This is a genomic window from Lactobacillus sp. XV31L, assembly GCF_059900865.1.
The window spans coordinates 235,664-255,477 of the sequence record NZ_JBWXGC010000001.1 but is presented as its reverse complement, the minus strand read 5'-3'; the positions used below and the strand labels follow the sequence as shown (position 1 = coordinate 255,477).

19 protein-coding genes are annotated in these 19,814 nt (G+C 42.4%); 13 read left to right on the top strand and 6 right to left on the bottom strand.

The annotated features are described in order from the left end of the window. Positions 1-23: 23 nt before the first annotated feature. The 13 genes from AC2JF7_RS01185 to AC2JF7_RS01125 all read left to right on the top strand — a co-directional run bounded on the left by AC2JF7_RS01185 (position 24) and on the right by AC2JF7_RS01125 (position 12,975). Entirely contained in the window at positions 24-152 is a 129-nt protein-coding gene (locus tag AC2JF7_RS01185; protein ID WP_500726242.1) for a hypothetical protein, read from the top strand. Positions 153-509: 357 nt separating this feature from the next. Beyond that, complete coding sequence (locus AC2JF7_RS01180) at positions 510-647, top strand: helix-turn-helix transcriptional regulator (RefSeq protein ID WP_500726240.1); 138 nt, start codon at positions 510-512, stop codon at positions 645-647. 141 nt (positions 648-788) lie between these two features. After that, on the top strand, positions 789-1,421 hold the full coding sequence (locus tag AC2JF7_RS01175; protein WP_500726238.1) for a DUF1700 domain-containing protein: 633 nt from the start codon (positions 789-791) through the stop codon (positions 1,419-1,421). Further along, entirely contained in the window at positions 1,418-2,296 is an 879-nt protein-coding gene (locus AC2JF7_RS01170; RefSeq protein ID WP_500726237.1) for a DUF4097 family beta strand repeat-containing protein, read from the top strand. The genes AC2JF7_RS01175 and AC2JF7_RS01170 overlap by 4 nt, the downstream gene beginning before the upstream one ends. 178 nt (positions 2,297-2,474) lie before the next feature. After that, positions 2,475-2,777, top strand: coding sequence for a hypothetical protein (locus tag AC2JF7_RS01165; RefSeq protein WP_500726235.1), 303 nt, complete (start codon positions 2,475-2,477; stop codon positions 2,775-2,777). A 164-nt stretch (positions 2,778-2,941) separates the two neighbouring features. Then, positions 2,942-3,082: a 50S ribosomal protein L34 gene (rpmH, locus tag AC2JF7_RS01160; RefSeq protein ID WP_003549412.1), complete on the top strand. Its 141-nt coding sequence runs from the start codon at positions 2,942-2,944 to the stop codon at positions 3,080-3,082. Positions 3,083-3,134: 52 nt separating this feature from the next. Next, a complete protein-coding gene (gene rnpA / locus AC2JF7_RS01155; RefSeq protein WP_500726233.1) occupies positions 3,135-3,503 on the top strand; it encodes a ribonuclease P protein component in 369 nt (122 codons plus the stop codon). A gap of 1 nt (position 3,504) precedes the next feature. Beyond that, entirely contained in the window at positions 3,505-4,371 is an 867-nt protein-coding gene (locus tag AC2JF7_RS01150) for a membrane protein insertase YidC (RefSeq protein ID WP_500726231.1), read from the top strand. A 119-nt stretch (positions 4,372-4,490) separates the two neighbouring features. After that, complete coding sequence (mnmE, locus tag AC2JF7_RS01145; protein ID WP_500726229.1) at positions 4,491-5,876, top strand: tRNA uridine-5-carboxymethylaminomethyl(34) synthesis GTPase MnmE; 1,386 nt, start codon at positions 4,491-4,493, stop codon at positions 5,874-5,876. 13 nt (positions 5,877-5,889) lie between these two features. After that, complete coding sequence (mnmG, locus tag AC2JF7_RS01140) at positions 5,890-7,788, top strand: tRNA uridine-5-carboxymethylaminomethyl(34) synthesis enzyme MnmG (RefSeq protein ID WP_500726227.1); 1,899 nt, start codon at positions 5,890-5,892, stop codon at positions 7,786-7,788. Positions 7,789-8,038: 250 nt separating this feature from the next. Continuing rightward, positions 8,039-9,847, top strand: a complete 1,809-nt coding sequence (gene spxB / locus AC2JF7_RS01135) for a pyruvate oxidase (protein ID WP_500726225.1) — start codon at positions 8,039-8,041, stop codon at positions 9,845-9,847. Positions 9,848-9,952: 105 nt separating this feature from the next. Further along, the gene (gene gnd, locus AC2JF7_RS01130; RefSeq protein WP_500726223.1) at positions 9,953-11,338 is read left to right on the top strand and encodes an NADP-dependent phosphogluconate dehydrogenase; all 1,386 of its coding nucleotides are present in this window, start codon (positions 9,953-9,955) and stop codon (positions 11,336-11,338) included. Positions 11,339-11,430: 92 nt separating this feature from the next. Then, a complete protein-coding gene (locus tag AC2JF7_RS01125; protein WP_500726221.1) occupies positions 11,431-12,975 on the top strand; it encodes a ClC family H(+)/Cl(-) exchange transporter in 1,545 nt (514 codons plus the stop codon). A 48-nt stretch (positions 12,976-13,023) separates the two neighbouring features. Here the strand turns inward: AC2JF7_RS01125 and AC2JF7_RS01120 are convergent, their stop codons facing one another. The 6 genes from AC2JF7_RS01120 to AC2JF7_RS01095 form a co-directional block, all read right to left on the bottom strand. Continuing rightward, positions 13,024-14,364 (bottom strand): MFS transporter, encoded by a 1,341-nt coding sequence (locus AC2JF7_RS01120; RefSeq protein WP_500726219.1) that lies wholly within the window; start codon positions 14,362-14,364, stop codon positions 13,024-13,026. A 169-nt stretch (positions 14,365-14,533) separates the two neighbouring features. Next, a complete protein-coding gene (locus tag AC2JF7_RS01115; protein WP_500726218.1) occupies positions 14,534-14,833 on the bottom strand; it encodes a hypothetical protein in 300 nt (99 codons plus the stop codon). A gap of 304 nt (positions 14,834-15,137) precedes the next feature. Beyond that, on the bottom strand, positions 15,138-15,260 hold the full coding sequence (locus tag AC2JF7_RS01110) for a hypothetical protein (protein WP_500726216.1): 123 nt from the start codon (positions 15,258-15,260) through the stop codon (positions 15,138-15,140). 42 nt (positions 15,261-15,302) lie between these two features. Further along, a complete protein-coding gene (locus tag AC2JF7_RS01105) occupies positions 15,303-16,613 on the bottom strand; it encodes an NCS2 family permease (RefSeq protein ID WP_500726214.1) in 1,311 nt (436 codons plus the stop codon). 155 nt (positions 16,614-16,768) lie between these two features. Then, complete coding sequence (locus AC2JF7_RS01100) at positions 16,769-18,223, bottom strand: DASS family sodium-coupled anion symporter (RefSeq protein ID WP_500726213.1); 1,455 nt, start codon at positions 18,221-18,223, stop codon at positions 16,769-16,771. 107 nt (positions 18,224-18,330) lie between these two features. Beyond that, positions 18,331-19,638, bottom strand: a complete 1,308-nt coding sequence (locus AC2JF7_RS01095) for an NCS2 family permease (protein ID WP_500726211.1) — start codon at positions 19,636-19,638, stop codon at positions 18,331-18,333. Between the last annotated feature and the right edge of the window lie 176 nt (positions 19,639-19,814).

Genomic DNA, 19,814 nt, shown 5'->3' with positions numbered 1-19,814 from the left:
GCATATGAAAGGAGGTGTGAATTATGGAAAATCCAGTATTAGCATTGCAAGGACAAGAACCAAAGACTGATAACTCTTCGTTATTGCGTAAAAGTGGCAAGAGTACAAACTGTGGCAATAATAGGCATAGTAATTTCAGCCTTTGGTGTTAATAGTAAAAAGCTCTACAACAATAAGTTGAGAGCAATTTAATAATATTTTGCTGTATAGTCTGGTAACGTCTATACCAAGTATTAAAGAAAAGTTTTGAAAAAGTCAGATTTTTCAAAACTTTTTGGTTTTTTCAAACTAGATTTGATATTGCTAAAGCCATAAGTCTATTAAAAATAGTAAATACGAAATAATTATAGCACGGGATAAACTATTTGACTGAGTAATTGATGTGAAAAGTCATATATGGTCAAAGTATTTCAAATATGACTTTTTTATTTTTATTTTTTTGCATAGGATATACTTATTATATCATACCTAATATAATAGGGGGAATGATAATTTAAACACATACTCGTTTGTTAAATGGTACGGTTTTGGCTTTTTTAAAGCAAACAGATCTTTATGGATATGCGTTACTACAAAATGTTCAAGAAATCTTTGATATTTCAGAATCAGCTGATTATCAGATTTTACGAAGATTAAAGAAAGAGTAATTTTTAAAATATATGACAAGTCCTATCAAGGAAGGAATCGCAGATGCTATCACATCACTGGTGAAAGATTAGTTTTATTACAAGCTATTGAAGGAGGATGGCAAGATTTTAGCGCAAAAGTTGATCAAATATTAGGAGAAGATGATGGAAAAAATAATTGATGATTACCTCTTAAAGTTAAAGAAGAACTTAACAGACATGCAAAAAGCAGACCGCCAAAAAGTCATTGAATTCTATAGGAAATCCTTATTAGATGGCCACTTCACCAATTACTCAGCAATTGAGCAGGAACTAGGAACACCCAAGCAGTTGGCACATAAAATCTTGGCTGATTATGTCGTTAAGGATGATGGCGCAACTAAGACGAAGAGTTCACGTTCAAATTTGAAAACAATTTGGTATGTTGTGTTCGGATTGTTTGCAGCACCAATAGGAATTCCGTTTGTTTTAGCGTTGCTTTTATTCCTAGCAGTAGGGTTCGCTTTTTTAGCCGCTTTTATGGCTGTTATGTTTGCTTTCTTTGTTATTGGGGGGATAACTTTGCTAAAGGCCTTTGCACTGTTATTCACTAGTAATTGGGCAATTGGAAGTTTCCATTTAGGTATCGGACTATTGGGCATTGGAGTAGTTCTCCTGTTTCTGCCAATTATTGCTAAGGCGATAAAATTTTTAATTGCTAAACTTGCTGTATTCATGCGCTTTGTGGGTAGAAAGTTTTTAAAGCAAAATTATTACCAAACTAGTATCTCTAACCAGGGAAAGGAAAAACAATGAAAAAGTTTTATCAAATCAGTGGTGTAATAGTAATTATCGGAATAATTTTGTTTATTATTGGAAAGATGAACAATGGTGATCGTGCCCTTAACAAGGTTCACACAGGCATTACGCAAATGACTGGTTCGAAGCCACGCAAAGACGATGACGATCATGCAAAAACGTTCAAGGTGGCCAATTTTACCAAGGTAAAATTTGATGTGTACGAGCCGGATGTTCAAATTTCACGGGGCAAAAAATTCCAAGTGACAATTACTGGCGCAGACCTCAGAAAAGTTAGGGCTAATGTCAAGAATCACATATTAACTATCTCTGATGCCGGGCGCAAAGCTTTTGCCCATGATGAAGGCACTTATCAAGTTATTATTACGGTTCCTAATACGAATGCTATCAAAGAAGCGACCGGTTCCTGTCATGATGGTTACATTTACTTGAACGATTTAGTTATTCCCGACATCAATTTTAAAGCAAATTATGGGGATGTTGTTATTGATAATGTCGATAACAAAAGAGCTCATTTTCAACTGAAAGAGGGCACGTTAAAAGTAACAGACTCAACGTTGGCAAGCAGCATAATACATTCAGATGATGCGGACATGATTATTGCTAACAGTAAATTTAAAGCAACGGCATTTTTGTCCGAAGGTAACGTTAAGATTAGAAATTCTAAGATGCTTGGCAACAGTTCGTTCAAAACAAATAATGGTAATTTCAAAATGAATGATGCTCCTAAAATCACTTATGATCTCTCAACCGATCCTAACAGCGATATTAAATTCCGGGGCCATTATAAGTTATCTCATTTCACTTCCATAGTAAACAAAACGCCAACCCTCAAGGTTACCAGTAAAGATGGCAACATTACGATTAAGTAGCCAACCGCGATAGTACTAAAAAAGTTATGTTTGAATCTTTAATCAAAACATGACTTTTGTTATGCAGGCGGCTGCAGTTCTATTGTCTTACTGTCCCTCCTGCTCGGCTTTGCCTGAAGATACGGTTGACGGCGCCAGTTAGGCCCGGTAACATTAAGCAGAATTGTTCATATGTTTATTGTGGAGGATTAGGATGGATTACCAAGACTATATTGAGCAGGAACTGAAAGACGACGACAACTTGAAGGTGATACTGAAGGGCAGCGTTGAAAATAGTGTGCATGCGGCGGAGAGGGTGGGCGTTGTCAGCGTCGTTTTTATTACGCAGGATGCTGGTCGCGCCCGGCAAAAGCTGGCCGAGTTAACTGCTAATCAAGGTGAAGACGACTACTATATGGTCTACAGCTGCCCGCTGGACACGGACTTGCTGACACTCGGGCACTACCCGTCGATTGAGATTGCCAAGGCGGATTTATCGTAAAAAGCAGGCAAAGTTCACCGCGCCCAGGATAAGCCAAGCTGCAAATTATCCTTAAATTGGTAATTAACGCAATTATTTTTGCGATTTTGCTTGGTTTTTGGCCGCAACAATGGTATTCTAGTTATTAAATTGTGCAACTAGCACATTATTGGAGGTGTAGTTTAATGACAACTAAAAGAACTTACCAACCTAAAAAGCGTCACCGTTCACGAGTTCATGGCTTTATGAAACGGATGAGCACATCTAACGGCCGCAAGGTTTTGGCTAGACGCCGTGCAAAGGGAAGAAAAGTCTTATCTGCTTAAACCACTGAAATCCCAGTGGTTTTTTTAATATCAAAGAGTGGAATGAAACGTTTTGAGAAAGTCTTATCGCGTTAAAACTGAAAATGATTTTCAACGTGTTTTTAAAGCTGGTAATTCAGTAGCAAACCGTGCCTTTGTGGTCTACAAGATTGAGCGGCCAGAAAATAGACACTTTCGCGTAGGTATCTCGGTAGGTAAAAAGGTGGGGCACACTGCTGTGGTCCGTAACCGCCTCAAACGTTATATTCGCGCAGTCTTGACTGAAAATAAAGGACGCTTGCTGCCGCACACTGATTTTTTGGTGATTGCAAGGCCCCATGCCCGTGATTTTAGGATGGCAGAAGTAAGGAAAAACTTGCTCCACGCCCTCTTTTTGGCTAATATTATAGAAGAAATACCTGATAAAGTTGAGGGAGATTAGAGTGAAAGACATTTTAACCAAGAGGAATGTCAAACGGGTGCTTGCACTGCTGGCAGTTGTTGCATTAGCCGTGGTTTTGACCGGTTGTGCTGCATCAGCAGGCAAACCAGCGCCGGTTTCGCATACTAGTGGGAACTGGTGGAATCGCTGGGTCATTTACTACATGTCGACGTTCCTGTTGTGGCTAGCTAAATTAATGGGCAACAATTATGGCTGGGCAATTATCGCCTTTACCATTATTGTGCGGGTCTTTTTGTATCCACTTAGTGCAATTTCAATTAAGAGCACAACTAAAATGCAGAGTATCCAACCCGAGATTGATGCCTTGCGCAAAAAGTATCCAGGCAGTGATACTGAATCGCGTACGTTGCTGTCGCAGGAGACTAACAAACTCTATAAAGAGGCTGGGATTAACCCGTATGCAGGCTGCCTGCCACTTGTTATCCAGCTACCAGTGATGTATGCCTTGTATGGCGCAATTTGGCAAACGCCGCAATTGCAGACGGGTCACTTCCTATGGATGGACTTGGGTAAGCCGGACCCATACTTTATCATGCCAATCTTGTCGATGATTTTGACTTTCTTGTCAACTTACATCAGCCAGTTGTCAACGCCAAAGGAGTCACAGAACTTCTCAACGAAGATGATGACTTACGGTATGTCTATCATGGTTGGTGTCATGGGTTTATACTTCCAGTCAGCGATTGTTGTTTACTGGGTTATCTCCAACCTCTTCCAGGTAGTACAAACCTTTATCTTGCAAAACCCGATTAAATATCGGCGTGAGCAGGAACAAAAGGCCAAGCAGGAGCGCGAACGGCAACGCCAATTGCGCCGGACTTACAAACGGCTAAAACGCAAAAAATAATATTTAAAATTAAGAGTTTAATCTAAAGTGATTTTTAGATAAAGCAGTCAAAGTGCTTTATACATCATGGCTCTCATGGTGTTATAATGCGCTTTTTTTATTGAAAAAAGGAGAGAATCATGGTTACGACTCTGACAGAATATGACACAATTGCGGCCATATCAACGCCGATTGGCGAAGGAGGCATTTCGATTGTACGCATGTCTGGTGAAGATGCAGTTGAAATTGCCAATGGCGTATTTAAGGGTGCCAACTTATGCAAGGTGCCAACGCACACTATCCACTACGGACATGTAGTAGATCCGGCAAGCAGCCAGGTAATTGATGAAGCGATGGTGTCCGTGATGCGTGCACCTAAGACTTTTACTCGTGAAGATATCGTGGAGGTCAACTGCCATGGCGGAATCGTAGTTACAAACCGCATCTTGCAGCTGCTTTTAACGCAGGGTGCCCGGATGGCAGAAGCAGGAGAATTTACCAAGCGGGCCTTTGTTAATGGACGCATTGACCTAACTCAGGCTGAAAGCGTGATGGACATTGTACGAGCTAAGACGGACCGAGCTCGTCAAGTTGCAGAAAACCAGCTTGAAGGTGGTTTGCTTGAACGCATACGGGCAATGCGCCAGGAAATTTTGGATACCTTGGCTAATGTTGAGGTCAATATTGATTATCCTGAATATGACGCTGATACGGTAACGGCCAAGCAAATGATTGCCGTGTCCAAGTCAGTCATTGGCAAGGTTAACGCCTTACTCGAAACAGCATCAGAAGGGACAGCCTTGCGCAATGGTCTTGCTACTGCAATTATTGGCCGTCCCAACGTGGGCAAGTCGTCGCTGCTGAACTACTTGACCAAGAGCGATACAGCCATTGTCACGGACGAGGCTGGTACAACCCGAGACACGTTGGAAGAATATGTTGCAGTCAGGGGGGTTCCGCTAAAGCTAGTTGATACGGCTGGCATTCGGGAAACCGATAATAAGGTAGAAAAAATTGGGGTTGAGCGGTCCAAAAGGGCGCTCTCTAAAGCAGATTTAGTGCTCCTGCTCTTTGATGCTAGTCAGGAATTGACCGCAGAAGACCAGGCTTTAATTGATGCAACAGCTGGCAAGAAACGGATTACAATTTTGAACAAGACCGACTTGGGTCAGAAGGTTTTTGCATCCCAGTTGGAAGCATTGACTGGCAGCCAAGTAATTGCTACTTCAATTTTGCATGAAGAAAATCTAGACCAGCTGGAAGAGGCCATCAAAGACTTGTTCTTTACTGGCATTGAGAATTCAATGGACCAAGTAATGGTTACCAATCAACGTCAGGTAGGCTTACTGGAAAAGGCCAAAAAGCAGCTGCTAGACGTCATCCAAGCGCTCCAAGATGAGGTGCCGGTAGACATTGCCCAGATTGATTTTAACGGTGCCTGGGATACGCTAGGCGAGATTACGGGTGAAAGCAGCCCTGATGAACTGGTTAATGAATTATTTAGTCAATTTTGTTTAGGAAAATAGGTGCATACAAACAATGATTAAGAATTACGACTCAAATGATTATGATGTGATTGTGGTTGGTGCAGGACATGCCGGCAGTGAAGCAGCCTTGGCGAGTGCCCGCATGGGGCAAACTACCCTGTTATTGACAATTAGTCTGGATATGGTTGCCTTCATGCCGTGCAACCCGTCAGTTGGTGGACCAGCCAAAGGGACCGTGGTGCGGGAAATAGACGCCCTGGGCGGAGAAATGGGTAAAAATATTGATGCCACCTATATCCAGATGCGGATGCTGAATACGGGCAAGGGTCCAGCTGTGCAGGCCTTGCGTGCACAAGCAGACAAGTGGCAGTACCATGATCATATGAAGCAAGTGATTGAGAATACCCCGCACTTGACGCTGCGCCAAGCCACAGTTGATGAATTGATTGTTGAAGACGGTGCTTGCAAGGGCGTGGTCACTAATACTGGTGCTTGCTACCATGCCAAAAGCGTAGTATTGACTACAGGCACATCAGCCCGAGGCCGGATTTTTATTGGGGAATTGAACTATTCGTCTGGGCCCAACAACACTATTCCGGCCATTAAATTATCTGAAAATTTAGAAAAGCTGGGCTTTAAACTGCGTCGCTTCAAGACAGGAACGCCGCCTCGTGTTAATGGCCATACAATTGACTATTCCAAAACAGAAGAAGAGCCCGGAGATGCCGTACCACGTCATTTTTCATATGAAAGCAAGGATGAAGACTACCGCACGGACCAAGTTTCCTGCTGGATGACCTATACCAATAAGGGCACGCACAAGATTATTAACGCCAACTTGGAACGCTCGCCAATGTTTACTGGTGAAATTACGGGTGTGGGACCGCGCTACTGTCCATCGATTGAGACCAAGGTGGTTCGTTTTGCAGATAAGCCGCGGCACCAGATCTTTTTGGAGCCAGAGGGCAAAGATACCGAAGAAGTCTATGTTGGTGACTTTTCAACCTCTATGCCAGAAGAAATTCAGCTGCAGATGCTGCATTCAGTAGCAGGCTTGGAAGATGCGGAAATGATGCGACCGGGTTATGCGATTGAGTATGATGTGGTTGATCCTTGGCAGCTCAAGCACACGCTGGAGACGAAAAACATTAAGAACCTATTCACAGCTGGTCAAATGAACGGCACTTCAGGGTATGAAGAAGCAGCTGGCCAGGGTCTGATAGCTGGCATCAACGCTGCACTTAGAGCTGCTGGGCGGCCTGGTTTCACTTTAGGACGCGACGAAGCCTATATTGGCGTCTTGATTGATGACTTGGTGACCAAGGGCACGCAGGAGCCTTACCGGTTGCTGACTTCGCGGGCAGAGTACCGCCTGATTTTGCGTAATGACAATGCCGACCTGCGTTTAACTGATTATGGCTTTATGCTTGGTTTGATTTCAGAAGAGCGCTATTCTGAATTTTTAGCCAAAAAAGAGCAGATTAAGCAGGCAACGGATGCGATTAAGACGATAACGGTCCATCCAGAAAGTGCCGTTCAAGACTACCTTAAAAGTATTGGTGAGGGAGAATTAAAGGCCGGCGTTAAGGCTGATGTCTTTTTACGTCGTCCACGTGTGACAGTTGATGACATTGAACGCTTGACTGGGATGCGGGTTTCGCGAGAGCGCTATGTGAAGGAGCAAATTGAAATTAACGTCAAGTATGCAGGCTATATTAAAAAAGAGCAGCAGCAAATTGACCGCTTGCACCGTCAGGAAGCCAAGCGCATCCCAAGTGGGATCGACTATTCGGCAATTGAAGGGTTGGCCACTGAAGCTCGAGAAAAGTTTAGCAAAATCAGACCCGAGACGATTGCCCAAGCCGAAAGAATTTCTGGTGTCAATCCAGCCGATATAGCCATCTTAAGCGTATATGTTCAAAACGGGCGCTATGCCAAAATACGCAAATAAATTTAACAAAATTCAAAAATATTTTCCAAAAGTAATATATAGCAAAAATCTGCTTAATGTTTAAGTTGTCACAATTTAATTTGCTGGTATCACTGAAAAGTTTACAATCCACCCCCAATATTTGTGAAGTTAATATCTTTACAAAGCGCTTACATCGTAACCATAACTTAATTTTTAGTCACTTGAAATTGTGAAATTATATGTTTTAATGTAGTGTGTAAGTAAATGTATTTAAGGAGATGCACTTCAAATGGCAAAAATTAATGGCGCAAATGCTATGCTCCAAGTTCTCTTGGACTGGCACATTGATCATATTTATGGTTTCCCAGGCGGTTCATTCGACTCAACGATGAACGCTATCCACGACTTTAAGGGTAAGTTAAAATATATTGAGGTTCGGCATGAAGAAGCTGGTGCTTTAGCAGCAGCTGCTGAATACAAGTTCACTGGCCAAGCTGGTGTCTGCTTTGGTTCAGCTGGCCCTGGTGCTGTTCACTTGATGAACGGTTTATACGATGCTAAGTACGACAAGGTTCCAATGGTAGCAATCGTTGCCAACGTTCCAACTAGCCGTCAAGACATCGATTTCTTCCAAGCTTTTGATGAAAAGCCTTGGTTTGACTCCGTTGCAGTTTGGAACCACCAAATCAAGACTGCAGACCAAGTTCCTTCAATGATGGACGAAGCTCTTCGTCAAGCATATGCAAAGAAGGGTCCTGCAGTTTTAATCCTGCCTAAGGACTTTGGTTGGGCTAAAATTAACGACAACTTCCGTGTAACATACAACTCCATGCAAGCTGTTCCTAACTATGCAGCACCTAAGAAGGATGAAGTTGACGCAGCTGTTAAGATTCTTTCAGAAGCTAAGAACCCAGTTGTATACTATGGTCTTGGTATGAAGGGTCACGGCGATGTCTTAGAAGCTTTTGCTGAAAAATTCAAGACGCCTTTAATGTCATCAGTTATGGCTAAGGGTATTGTTGAAGACAAGTTCCCAGCATACATGGGTTCAATTGGTCGTGTTGCTCCTAAGCCAAGTGACGATATTCAAATGCACGCAGATGCTGTTATCTGGGTTGGTAACAACTCACCATTCTCAGTATTCTTCTTTGACCCTAAGGCCAAGGTTGTTCAAATTGACGTTGACTCAGAAAAATTAGGCAAGCGTCACGCTGTTGACGTTCCGATTTTAGCTGATGGTGCTAAGACTCTGCAAGCAATTATTGATGCAGCTCCAGCTCGCCAAGAATCCCCACTTTACAAGGCTGCACTTGCTGACCGGAAGAACTGGGAAGAATGGGAGCACAGCTTCGACGATTCAGACGAAATGCCTGTACGCCGTGAACCAATCTTTGAAGTTATTAACAGATTTGCTGATGACAATGCGCAATACGCTATTGACGTTGGTAACATCAACATTGACTTCCAACGCTTAATTAACTTGCACGATGAGCAAACATGGGCAACCTCAGGCTTGTACGCAACTATGGGCTTTGGTGCTCCTGCTGCACTTGCTGCTGCAACTGTTCACCCAGACCGTGAAGTTTGGAATTTGAGTGGTGATGGTGGCTTTGCAATGATGAGTCAAGAATTATTGACTCAAGCTCGTTACAACATGCACGTTATCAACGTTGTCTTCACTAACGAAACTTTAGGATTCATTGAAGCTGAACAAGTTGATGAATCTCACCAACCATTATCTGGTGTTATTATGCCAGACAACGACTGGGCTAAAGTTGCTGAAGGTATGAACGTTAAGGGTGTAACTGTACGTACTAAGAAGGAATTCGAAGACGCAGTTAAGGAATTCAAGCAGATGGATGGACCAATGTTAGTTGACATTAAGTTCACTCATGACATGCCATACTCAACTGAGTTGAACATGCTTGGTGACCCAGAATTCGTTAAGAAGTACCAAGCCGAAGGCTTAAAGCCATTCAGCTACTTTGCTGAACAAGCTGGTTTGGTTGAAGATGTTGCTTCAGGCGCTTCAGAAACTGAAGAAGAGCCAGAACCAGCAGAAGAACCTGACACTACTTCAGGTGCTTCAGCACACTAATTTAGTTAGTATATAAATGAAAAAGCGAAGTTTGTTAAAACTTCGCTTTTTTGCTATTGTACAAGTATAATGATAAAGAACGATTTTAATGATGGAGGATTAAATATGCAGCAATTTGGGGTTATTGGCCTATCCGTCATGGGTAAAAACCTTGCTTTAAACGTCAAAAACAGTGGTTTCTCTGTATCGGGCTATAGTATCGACAAAAAAGAAGTTGATGCTTTTGCCCAGTATGAAGATGAGCAACTTAAACCAACTTATACTTTGGAAGAGTTTGTGAGCTCGCTTGAAAAGCCACGAAAAATCTTAATTCAAATCGCAGCAGGAAGGCCAGTTGATGAAACTTTAGGCAAGCTGCTGCCACTTCTTGATAAGGGAGACATCTTACTAGATGGTGGGAATTCAAACTTCCACGATACTAACTGTCGCTTTCACGAAATGGAAGAACATGGCATTCACTTTATTGGTATGGGCGTGTCTGGTGGCGAAGAAGGGGCCCTTAATGGCCCCGCCCTTATGCCAGGCGGTGATGAACCAGCTTATCAAGAAGTTGCACCAATTTTGGAAGCCATTGCGGCTAAGAATACCGCAGGGCAGCCATGTGTTAGTTTTATAGGACCAGAAGGCAGTGGTCACTATGTCAAGATGGTCCATAACGGTATTGAATATGGCATAATGCAAGAATTTTCTGAAGTTTATGACATATTACGCAAGGTTGCTGGCAAAACCAATGACCAAATGTCAGCTATTTTTGCAAAATGGAATCAAGGACTTGTTCAAGCTTATCTTAGTGAAATTACTGCTGAGGTTTTAAAACAAAAAGATGATCTGACATCTGACCATGTCATTGATCATATCCTGAATGTGGCCTCATACAAGGGTACCGGGAACTGGATGCTGGAAGATGGGATACATTTAGGTGCACCAATCAGCGTGATTGCAGAAGCAGTAATTGCCCGCTTTATGTCTAAAGCATCTACCCGTGAGGGTAAAGAGGTCACTTGGACCAATGCAATTCCCGCCGACCTAATTAGCAATCTAGAAAAGGCTTTGCAGCTAAGCCAGGCAGTAGCATATGCCCAAGGATTTCAGCAGCTTAAGATGGCAGCTGATGCTTATGACTGGGACTTGCGCTATCCATCGATCGCCCAATCTTGGGAAGCAGGCTGTATTATCCGCTCGGCCATGTTGAAGGATATTGAGGAGGCCTTTGCAGGTGGCAAGCAACTTGATAACTTGTTCCAGGCCCCATATTTTAAGGACTTGCTGGATAAGAATATCTCAGCTTTGCAACAAGTGATAGAATTAGCGACTAAAGCGGGCATTCCAACTCCTACATTGAGTGCATCGCTCAACTACTTGGAATCAATTTTCAATCCTAGTCTGCCCGCTAATTTAATTCAAGGTCAGCGAGACTACTTTGGAGCACATACCTACTTAAGAAATGATCGTGAGGGCGTCTTCCATACGGAGTGGTACGAAGAAAAATAGTCCTGTTACACGTGTAACAAAAAATCAGATTAGTTCAACTTAATCTGATTTTTTGCTTGAGTTTGAAATGGTGCAATAAAAGTAGGGAGAATATGAAAAATAAAAATATCCAAATAAAACTTCTGTTTGAAGCAATGTTAGTAGGTTGCTGCAGCGGGCTAGTAGTCGGCTTTTTCCGTTTTGGCATTGAGAAAATGACGGACTTATGGCTGGATTTGTTTCACGTGGCACACCATAATGCAATGTGGTTGATTCCTATTATACTGGGCTTGACGCTAGTGGGGCTGATTGCTGGTTACTTTGTCAAACAATATCCTCATGTTGGGGGATCTGGTATTCCGGAAGTGAAATTGCAGCTTGCAGGCAGTCTTGACTTACAATGGTGGCCCACACTATGGCGTAAGGTTATTGGCGGTATTTTAGTCATTAGTACAGGGCTGTTTTTAGGACCTGAGGGACCTTCTTTGCAGATTGGATCAACTATTGGTCAAGGAGTTGGAGAAGCCAGCAAGGAGGCTAAAACGAATGCTCGCGTGCTCCTGGCCACTGGTGCTGCTAGTGGACTAGCTGCAGCTTTTGGAGCGCCATTGAGTGGGGCCTTATTTGTACTTGAAGAAGTTTTTCATAATTTTTCACCACGGGTGTGGCTGAATGCTTTAGCTGGCGCCCTGGTTTCTGACTTTGTTGTATCAAATATTTTTGGTCAACGGCCATCACTGTCCTTGGTTTACCGCTATAGCTTTCCGGTAAGTCTGTATGGCCACTTGCTGCTGCTGGGTCTTGCACTAGGCTTATTAGGTCATTTGTATAAAAGCGGCTTATTTAAAGGCAAGAAAATATATGCCAAGATTAACTGCTTGCCGAGTTGGCTTTTTGGACTTATTCCGCTTGCACTCCTGGTTCCAATTGCCTATTTTTGGCCCCTGATTACTGGTCCAGGCAACAGGCTAATACTGGCTTTACCACACATGATTAGCCAGAGTAGTTGGAAAGTGGTGGGAATTTTGCTTTTTTTCTTTGTCGTCAGACTAGTTTTTTCAATTATTTCTTATGATTCAGGATTGCCAAGTGGAATCTTCTTGCCAGTACTTACAATGGGTGCTTTAATCGGTGCCAGTTATGGCTTGATCATGGTTCAACTCCACCTATTGCCTGCAAAATTGGTAATCAATCTGGTGATTTTTGCCATGGCTGGTTACTTTGCGGCGGTAATCCGTGCTCCTTTCACGGCAATCATGTTGATTACTGAAATGGTAGGATCGCTGCTCCACCTGATGCCACTAGCAGTTGTTGCATTTGTTGCCTTGTTAGTTGATGAACTGCTAGGCGGCGAGCCTATTTATGGGACACTGGCGCGGGCCATGGCTTCTAAGAATAGGACAATTTCTGCTGAAGGAACAGGTAAGACAGACCAGTTGACGATACCAATTTATGAAGATAGTCTATTAGCTGGAAAAGAGATTGCTCAGGTTGATTGGCCACAAGATACGCTGGTCAAAGCAATTTTTCATGATGGCAAGTATTTAATTCCTAGCGGCCAGACCACTATCAAGGCAGGAGATTCGTTGATTCTGACACTTGATGCTGGTCATCGTGGTCAGGTCTTTAAGCAGATCAGGCAGCTGCAAGGAGTATAGGATTATCAAGATATAGTAAAAGCGTCATCCTGTTGGGTGACGCTTTTACTATTTTTTATTCATGAATTGAGGTGATGTTTCGGGTGCCCATATCAGGCAAATGATGAATGCTGCAAATAAGATACAGGCACAAACTAGAATGGCTAAGTGAGTGCCACCAATCCGATTAAGAATTGGCAAAAGAAAGGTACCAGCTGCAGCACCAATACGGCTGATAGTAATGCATACGCCGACTCCACTTGCTCGTACCTGATCATCAAATAATTCTGTGGGGTAGGGGTAGTCCAAGACTAATCCCGAGGATAAAACAATAGCAAAAATTGAAAAAATAAGTAACTTAAATGTTGGTGAGGAGTGCGGCATTGAAGCCAAAATAAGCATTAAGACCGTACAAAGCAAAAAGTTACTGGTCAGGAAAAGGCGCCGACTGATGCGATTAAAGACAAAGATGCCTAAGAAAATTCCTAGCAGCATGCTTATATTGTATAGATTACCCGAAACTTTTGGATTGTTAATGCCCATTCCCTGTAAAAGAATTGGCAGGAAAATACTGATGCCAAAGAATGCAAAAGTTTGACAAGCATAAAATAGTCCTCCGACTAAGGTATGGCGCAAGTATTTTTTGCTGAAAAGAATGGTCCATGAAGGCTGATCTGCTTTTTTAGGACGCTTAAAGTGGCGCGAAATGCCCCACTTATGGCCCAGTATTTTTCCGATGACCTTATTTGCGGTGTTAACTTGTCCTTTGCTTGCTAACCAACTAGGTGATGGTGGAAGACGGAAAAGGCTCCGGAAAATAGCAGTAATCAAGGCAGGCACTGCTCCACTTGCGAGGATAACTTGCCATGTGTGCGCACCGAAACCGTCCAAGTATGTGCCCGTTAGATAGGCGGTGATGAACCCCAATACCCAATAAATCAGGAGATGACTCTGCCGTTTGCTGTCTTCACCATTAGGCAACCACTCGGTTAGCAAGGTATTGCCAACTGTGTAATCAATAGCCATCATCAGCCCAATCCCAACCCTAATTAAAAAGGTAAATGGCAAGTTCATAGTGGTAAGGTGCAAGAGTGAAAAAACAGCCAAAAGATACATGTTGATAGTTAGTAACCTGCGGCGGCCAATGCGGTCTGAAAGGTGGCCCATAAAAGCACTACTAGATAACCCAATTAAGCCTCCGGCTCCGATTAGTCCGGTCCAAAGATCGCTAATTTGGATGTACTTCGTGGCATTGGTCAATGCCGTCCCAGTAATGCCTAGTGCAAAGCCGCAGGTGAACTGACCTAAAACAATCGCTATCATCACGCGCAAATGTATTTTAGATAGCGGTGCCTTCTTGTAATCTTGTTTAATTGAGTGAGTATTATGATTTTCGTTTTTACTTTGCATAACTATAGCTTAGCCAGTGGCCGCACTATTTTCCAAACATCTCCTTATTGGCTGTGAGCCAAGATACTTATCCACCATAACAAAGATTAAAAGCCCATGCAAAAAGGCCGCTTGGGTTAAGCGGTCTTTGCGGTTGGCGAAAGCGAATAAATAATTAGTTTTTAAAAGTTCATTTATTAAGAATTAGCACAAAGAGCACAAGTGTTACTAGTCCTATAAGCCAAATGCCCAGAATAACGACAGTTTTCATGTAGCGCAATTCGGTCTTGACCTTGATTTCAGCGTGGCTAAGCGTATACTCGCTAGCAAACATCGCAAAGGTGAAAGAAAAAAGCCAGAGCAGTGCACAAAGCTTGCCAATAATGGTATAAGGGAAAAAGACCGTGTTGAGAGTCGCAAATAATGCAGTGGGAAAAAATACTAAAGTTCCTTGATAGCGGTTGTACCACTTTTCAGCTTGCTTTTCCATTATCAATCCTCCTCCTTCTGTTTGCTAATTATATTGAAATTAATAGTCACAAAATTATTAATATATGATATATCGGCGGTTGGGAAAAGTAAAGGAAAATTTTGTTTATAGGGAGTCCTCAGATAAGCAACAGTCACAAATAAAAAGGCTAACAGTCAGTTGACTGCTAGTCTTACATCATAAAAAGATCTGTAATTAAACCAAAAAGAGATCGATAATTCCGAACGTCAAAGCGCCGATGACTAAATCAATAAGAGCTGTAAGTATGGGGTTAATGTTCAAATCAGTGTGCTTGAACAGATAATCATTGCCAAAAGACGTGAAACTCACCAATTAAGCCCAGCAGGGAAAAGGTAATGGCTGCGGAATAGTTTTGCAAGGAATTGGTTTTCTTATTAGTCAGGATAATTGTCCATCTTTTTTCCATTAATTATATCCTGCTTCCTCCAACTTACAAGATGTTTTTAAACTACATATTAGTGATTAAGAAGAAGATGACAAAGACGAAGAAAAGGATGTACATCATCGTTGAAACCTTCTTGGCTTGTCCGGAGGCGAGCATCGTGATTGGGTAGGCAATCAAGCCAAGAGCCAGGCCATTTGAGATAGAGTATGTCAGCGGCATACCTACTACCGTCAAGAAGGCGGGGAAAGCAATCTCAAACTTGTCCCAGTTGATCTTCTTTAAGTTGCCGGCCATGAGAACGCCTACGATAATTAAGGCTGGAGCTGTAACCATAGTAGGAATAACAGCTAAAAGCGGACTGAAGATCATACTGATCAAGAAAAAGATCCCAACAAAAATTGCAGTTAAACCAGTTCTACCACCCATGGCAATTCCGGCGCTTGATTCGACCGAAGTTCCTAGTGGAGCTGTTCCCAAAACTGCACCTTCAACCATTGCTAAGGAATCTGAAAGAAAGGCTCGACCAATTCGGGGAATTTTGCCATTTTGGTCGACCATTCCAGCTTGCTCAGTCATGCCGATCAGAGTACCAGCGGTGTCAAAGAAGGTCACTAACAAGAAAGTCAACACAACCATAAATAGTTGAGGGGTATTGATGTCTTTGACATGCAAGACGGCTTGACCAAAGGTTGGGGCAATGCTGGGAGCTGCCGCAATAATACTTTTAGGCACGGCAATTTGTCCAATAAGAACTCCGAAGACTGCAGTTATCACCATACCAATAAAGATTGAACCGGGAAGATTCATAGTCATTAAAATGACAGTCAATGTCAGTCCAAATAGAGTAATCCAAACCGCGGGCGAGTTGAACTTGCCCAAAGCGACTAGATTGGAGTCACTGTTAACAATCAACTTGCCATTTTGCAAGCCAATAAAGGCAATGAATAACCCAATTCCAGCGGAAATAGCATACTTGAGGTCTTGCGGGATGGCGTCAACTACTTTTTCGCGTAGTTTTAAAATAGTGATTAAAATAAACAAAAATGAGGCTACCAATACAGCTGCAAGGGCTGTCTGCCAGTTGATATGCATACCGGCACAGACGTTATAAGCAAAAAAGGCCGCACTCCCAAGAGTTGGTGCCAATGCAATCGGGTAGTTGGCTACAAAGCCCATTATGAAGCAGCCAACTGCTATTGAAATTGCAGTCACTGTGAATGCAGCTCCCTTATCAATACCAGCGGCATGCAAAATATTTGGGTTTACAAAAATGATGTAGGAGAGGCTGACAAAGGTGGTTAAAGCAGCAATTAATTCACGCTTGACAGTGGTATGAGCATCGTTTAAATGAAAGACTTTTTCTAATGTCGACATTTTTCCTCCAAAGATATATAAAACAATAAAACTAATGTATCTAGTATATAACTAAATTACGGGCAATTTCCATGCTAAAGCAGAAGAATAATTTCCTGGGAAATAAAAAAGGTATTGCATGTCAATTGACGTGCAATACCTTTTTAGCAGTAAAATCACCACATACCGATGACTTTCATCCAAGCTAGTCCAATAATACCATAAACAAGAATGTAGAAAATACCAAAGATAAAGCTTAGTTTCCACCATTCACTCTGTTTAACATAGCCAGAAGATGCCAGAACAGAGGCCGCAGGACTAGAGTAGTGTGTTGTTGATCCCATAATTGCTGAAAACATTGCCAAAAACTGGGCTGCCAAAACTTTTGGTGCACCTGCAGCAATTGCAACCGTTAAAAGTGGTAAGTACATCGCTGAGTTGTGGGCAGTTGCACTAGCAAAGAGGTAGTGCGTGTAAAAGAGCACGAGAGCAAGAACAATCAGTGCAACTAACCAGCTAACACCTTTCATACCAGAAGCAATACTGCTTGAAATCCAACCAATGAAACCAAACTGAGTTAATTTTTCGGCCATGAACACTAAGATCGACAACCAGATTAAAATATTCCAAGCTCCGGTTTCATTTAACAAGTCTTTGGGTGTAAGTACCCCAGTGATAAGCAGTAAGGATACAGAAATAAAGGCAATTAAAGTAGCATCAATGCCTAAAGTGCTTGAAAGCATCCATAGTACCAAGGTAATTGCAAAAATCAAAGCCATTAGCTTTTCAGGCAAAGTGAGCTTGCCCATTTCTTTTAATTGGCTGGTTGCCCACTCTTTAGCGTTAGGTGTTTCTTTGATTTCAGGCGGGTACAATTTATAAACAAAATATGGCACAGTGACTAGGCAAATAGCTGCAGGAACAATGCTGGCCATTAGCCACGGCATCCAACTTAAGGTTACGCCTGCCTTGGCGGCTAGCGCTACTGCAATTAAGTTTGGTGCACAAGCTGTCATAAATAATGAAGAAGTGATGATGTTTACTTGGAATTCAGTAAATGTGAGGTATGCTCCCATTTTTTTGCGTGAAGGATCATTGGGCTTGGACCCAAATGTCTCGGCCAATGACTGGATTAGGGGATAGACAACCCCACCAGCTCTGGCTGCATTAGAAGGAGTAGCAGGAGACACAATCAGGTCAATGGCCCCAATTGCATAACCTAGTCCCAGTGATTTTTGGCCAAACCATTTAACAAAGTAGAGGGCTATTCTTTGGCCTAGGCCAGTTTTGACGATACCACGTGAAATCATAAAGGCCATCACGATTAGCCATGCTGATGAGTTGGCAAAGGCTCCAATAGCGCCTTTAGTGACCACCTTACCGTTAACCACTTTATCTGCTAGAGGCGCTAGACCTAGACAGATAGTCAAGGTGAAACCAATGAGGGTGACACCACTGATTGCAATAGGCAATGTGATACAGCCAACGATGGTAGCAATAAAAATTGCCAACATGTGCCAGGCTTCAACCGTTACGCCAGCTGGACGCACAGGCGTAGTGAACCAGATTAGCAGACCAAACAAGATTGGCAAGATAAATTTCTTGTAATCTATTTTTTCAAGTACTTTCATATAAACCTCTTTTAAAACAAAAAATAAATACAATAAAACGGCTAATCATTTTATCGTATTTATATATTTTATCATAATAGCTATTTTTTTAAATATTAATCAAAAAATCAGAAGTTAAGTACCCATAAGAAAAAGATGAATACGAAGAAGAGAACCCACATCATAGGAGTGACTTCCTTGCCCCGCTTAGCTGCAACCATGCAGATGGGATAAGTGATTAGACCCAATGCCAGGCCGTCAGAAATAGAGTACGTGAGGGGCATACCGATTAAAGTCAAGAATGCAGGTACAGCAATTTCCATCTTATTCCAATGAATATGAGCGGTATTTTGAGCCATTAATACGCCCACAATAATTAAAGCCGGAGCAGTTACATGTGTAGTAAAGAGGCCTAGAAGTGGACTGAAAATCATTGAAATGAGAAAGAAGATGGCAACAAAAACAGCGGTTAAACCAGTTCTGCCGCCCACAGCAATTCCGGCACTGGATTCAACGAATGCACCGACAGGGGAGGTTCCCAGAACAGAGCCCACCATCATGGCAGTCGAATCAGAAGCTAGGGCTTTACCAACGCGGGGCATCTTATTATCCTTCATGAAGCCAGCCTGTTGAGCCAGACCAATTAAGGTGCCAGCTGTATCAAAAAAGGTGACTAAGAGGAAAGTGAGGACTACTACCCACATTTGCAGGGAATTAATATCCTTGATGTGGAAAACAGCTTGCCCAAAGGTTGGGGCAATACTTGGCGCTAGAGAAACAATTTTGCTTGGCAAGGCAATTTGACCAGTCGCAATGCCGAAAATGGCAGCTAAGACCATGCCAATAAAGATAGCGCCGGGAACGTTCATAATCATCAAAATGACAGTAACAATCAAGCCAAAAATTGTGATCCAAACAGCTGGATCATGCAATGAGCCAAGTCCAACCAGGGTTGACTTGTTGCCAACAATTAATCCACCATCTTGCATACCAAGAAAGGCAATAAAAAGACCAATTCCTGAAGAAATGGCAAATTTTAAATCAGCTGGAATAGCGTTAATGATTTTTTCCCGCAGCTTGAACATGGTGATTAAGATGAAAATGATGGAAGCAACAAAGACTGCAGCTAGAGCTGTTTCCCATGAAACATGCATGCCAATGCAGACAGTATAAGCAAAGAAGGCGTTAATGCCAAGAGCTGGAGCTTCGCCAATTGGATAATTGGCAACTATTCCCATTAAAGCTGTGCCAAGAGCACTAGCCAACGCAGTAGCAGTAAAAACTGCTCCCTTGCTCATACCGCTTGCCCCCAGGACGCTGGGATTGACAAATAAGATATATGACATGCTGATAAAGGTAGTCAATCCTGCCAGAAATTCCACTTTTACGCTAGTCTTGTATTTATCGAGTTGAAAATAACTCTTTATAAAATCCATTGAACTTCTCCCACATAAATAATGTTCGTGTTTTAAATAAAATAAACAACTATTACAGTTTAACACGCTTTAAAATAATTGCAAATGCGAATTATACTGTGAGGATATAGTGAAAGATAAGGAGCTTTTACTAAAGATGAAGACAAAGAACATTGACCTCAACCCTTGGAAGTTTG

Coding starts and splice junctions, on each gene's coding strand:
- AC2JF7_RS01115 (WP_500726218.1), bottom strand. CDS start 14,833: ATGGAAAAGCAAGCTGAAAAGTGGTACAACCGCTATCAAGGAACTTTA.
- AC2JF7_RS01175 (WP_500726238.1), top strand. CDS start 789: ATGATGGAAAAAATAATTGATGATTACCTCTTAAAGTTAAAGAAGAAC.
- AC2JF7_RS01105 (WP_500726214.1), bottom strand. CDS start 16,613: ATGTCGACATTAGAAAAAGTCTTTCATTTAAACGATGCTCATACCACT.
- AC2JF7_RS01095 (WP_500726211.1), bottom strand. CDS start 19,638: ATGGATTTTATAAAGAGTTATTTTCAACTCGATAAATACAAGACTAGC.
- gnd (WP_500726223.1), top strand. CDS start 9,953: ATGCAGCAATTTGGGGTTATTGGCCTATCCGTCATGGGTAAAAACCTT.
- AC2JF7_RS01110 (WP_500726216.1), bottom strand. CDS start 15,260: ATGGAAAAAAGATGGACAATTATCCTGACTAATAAGAAAACCAATTCC.
- AC2JF7_RS01120 (WP_500726219.1), bottom strand. CDS start 14,364: ATGCAAAGTAAAAACGAAAATCATAATACTCACTCAATTAAACAAGAT.
- AC2JF7_RS01170 (WP_500726237.1), top strand. CDS start 1,418: ATGAAAAAGTTTTATCAAATCAGTGGTGTAATAGTAATTATCGGAATA.
- AC2JF7_RS01125 (WP_500726221.1), top strand. CDS start 11,431: ATGAAAAATAAAAATATCCAAATAAAACTTCTGTTTGAAGCAATGTTA.
- mnmE (WP_500726229.1), top strand. CDS start 4,491: ATGGTTACGACTCTGACAGAATATGACACAATTGCGGCCATATCAACG.
- spxB (WP_500726225.1), top strand. CDS start 8,039: ATGGCAAAAATTAATGGCGCAAATGCTATGCTCCAAGTTCTCTTGGAC.
- AC2JF7_RS01100 (WP_500726213.1), bottom strand. CDS start 18,223: ATGAAAGTACTTGAAAAAATAGATTACAAGAAATTTATCTTGCCAATC.
- rpmH (WP_003549412.1), top strand. CDS start 2,942: ATGACAACTAAAAGAACTTACCAACCTAAAAAGCGTCACCGTTCACGA.
- mnmG (WP_500726227.1), top strand. CDS start 5,890: ATGATTAAGAATTACGACTCAAATGATTATGATGTGATTGTGGTTGGT.
- AC2JF7_RS01185 (WP_500726242.1), top strand. CDS start 24: ATGGAAAATCCAGTATTAGCATTGCAAGGACAAGAACCAAAGACTGAT.